Source organism: Bartonella sp. MR100HLJHH, assembly GCF_042194215.1.
In the GTDB taxonomy this organism is placed as follows: Bacteria; Pseudomonadota; Alphaproteobacteria; order Rhizobiales; family Rhizobiaceae; genus Bartonella; species Bartonella grahamii.
In genome coordinates this window covers 1-1083 of the sequence record NZ_JBHIMR010000072.1, presented here as the reverse complement: position 1 = coordinate 1083, position 1083 = coordinate 1, and the positions used below count along the sequence as shown (strand labels likewise).

Sequence of the window (1083 nt, the reverse complement as noted above, 5' to 3'; positions counted from 1 at the left end):
GATATTTTATGCTGTTAACCACCTCCCCGCCTCAAAGACGAGGAGATAAAATCATGTTTTTAAAGTTAAGCAGCTTTTACAACAGGGCTTGCTAAAACGCGCTTAGCTTCTTCAACAAGCGTTTTATAATGTTTGCTCTCTTCTGCTAGTGTAAAGGCTTTAACAAGATGCATGTGAAGCGGTCCATAAATGTAAACAGCTTTTTCAGTAGGTCCCATTTCATCCCAGTTGCTTGGAAAATCAAAACGTGTATCACGGTCATTATCAATTAACTGGTTTTTTAAATCATAGAAAGCTTTTACAAGCGCTTTTTTGAATGCACGCACCGTATCATTGTTACGCATATAGGTCATGAGTAGAGTGGCTTGTGGTTCATTGAGGATAGCAACTTCTCTCTTTTGACCACCTTTACCGTCTCTTTTACTTACTTGGATTTCAAATCCAAGTGAACCAAACTCTTCAAAATCCTTACGATTATTGCGTACTAACTGTATAACTGTTTTATGCGTATTACCCACACCCTCTGCAATTTTTAAAGAAGTTGTAACAGCAATACCAGCATTGTTGATTGTCACTAAATTGTTCATGATGAACTCCTAATGGTTTTAATGTCTCTATTGACACCCCCAAGGGTGCCGGGCGTTAGAAACACGGCCATTAGTCCGTCGCTATGTCTTCCCCTCGTGAGAAGGTATTGTATAGCATAGCTACACCCGACAAAATCGTTATATGCCAATAATAGCATAAAAGACAATCAGTATTTTAAATGCATGGGAGAGATCTTACGTGACCTATCCGCTAATGGTTTAGTGTTTCTAGCACTTGTGATTCGAATAACATGAGGGTTTATTAGTGTCAATATGCTTTTAAAAAATTATTTCACATATTGTTGTTTTCAAAGGATCGCATTTGAAATGCTACCCTTTACTATTCACTCGCATTTGAAATGCGAGTGAACCAAAATCCTTATGATTTGCTGTTTTAAAGGGCGCGATTTCAAATCCAACCCTCATTTTTTTCCCATTCATTTCATTAGCCAACCATTTAAAGGAGCATAAAGTATGGCAACAGGTTTTTTACACG

1 protein-coding gene is annotated in these 1083 nt (G+C 37.8%); it reads right to left on the bottom strand.

Annotated elements, in window-relative coordinates; all coding sequences use genetic code 11:
* Positions 1-65: 65 nt before the first annotated feature.
* Positions 66-587, bottom strand: a complete 522-nt coding sequence (locus tag ACFIJ7_RS09555; RefSeq protein ID WP_208439664.1) for a Rha family transcriptional regulator — start codon at positions 585-587, stop codon at positions 66-68.
* Positions 588-1083 lie beyond the last annotated feature (496 nt).